The 1132-nt window shown below is 72.6% G+C and carries 1 protein-coding gene; it reads right to left on the bottom strand.

The features are described from left to right. Positions 1 to 1132, bottom strand: a 1132-nt coding sequence (locus IE178_RS35040) for a beta-ketoacyl reductase (RefSeq protein WP_193515068.1), incomplete at both ends; no start/stop codon positions are given.

Below are 1132 nucleotides of genomic sequence, written 5' to 3'. Positions count from 1 at the left end.
CTCGATCGCCTCCCACGTCGTCTCCAGCAGCAGACGCTGCTGCGCGTCCGTCGCCACCGCCTCCCGCGGACTCATCCCGAAGAAGTCCGCGTCGAAGGCACCCGCGTCGTGCAGGAAGCCGCCCGAGCGCGTGTACGACGTCCCGGACACACTCCGGTCCGGGTTGTACAGCGAGTCGACGTCCCATCCGCGGTCGGCCGGGAAGTCCGACACGGCGTCGACGCCGTCGGACACCAGCCGCCACAGGTCCTCGGGAGAGGACACCCCACCCGGATAACGGCACGCCATCCCCACGATCACCACCGGGTCGTCCGCCACCGACGGCAACGACCCCACCGGCACGGCCACGTCGCGCACGGTGCCGAGCACGGTGTCGAGCAGGTGGTCGGCGAGGAGTTCCGCGGTCGGGTAGTCGAAGACCACGGTGGCGGGCAGGCGCAGTCCGGTCGCCTTGCCCAGCCGGTTCCGCAGCTCCACCGCCGTCAGCGAGTCGAAGCCCAGGTCCTGAAAGGCCCGGTCGGGGTGGACCGTCTGTGCGCCCGAGTGGCCGAGGACGAGGGCGATGTGTCCGCGCACCAGGTCCAGCATCATCTCGCGGCGCTCGGTCTCGCCGAGCACGGTCAGCCGTTCGGCCAGCCCGGTGGTCTCGGCGGAACCCGTGGCCGCCGCGCGGCGGGTGGACGTCCGGATCAGCCCGCTGAGCAGCGGCGGAACCTCTCCCTGCGCGCGGAGCGCCGGGAAGTCGAGGCGCACGGGCAGGACGACGGGCGCGTCGGCGGCCATCGCGGCGTCGAACAGGGCGACGCCCTGCTCCGCCGTCACCGGGGGAAGGCCGGAGCGGGTGATGCGGCGGCGGTCGGTGTCCGACAGCGTCTGTGTCATGCCCGCGTCCTGCGACCACGGACCCCACACCAGCGACACCGCCGGCAGCCCCAGCGCACGACGACGACGCACCAGACCGTCCAGGAACGCGTTACCCGCCGCGTAAGCCGACTGGCCCGCACTGCCGAACGTCCCCGCCACCGACGAGAACACCACGAAGGCGGTGAGGTCGAGGTCCTTCGTCGCCTCGTGCAGGTGCCAGGCCGCGTCCACCTTCGGACGCAGCACCCGTGCCAGGCGCTCCCCCGTC

It is taken from the genome of Streptomyces griseoloalbus (assembly GCA_014650015.1).
Taxonomy (GTDB): domain Bacteria; phylum Actinomycetota; class Actinomycetes; order Streptomycetales; family Streptomycetaceae; genus Streptomyces; species Streptomyces griseoloalbus.
This window is presented reverse-complemented; position numbering and strand designations above follow the sequence as displayed.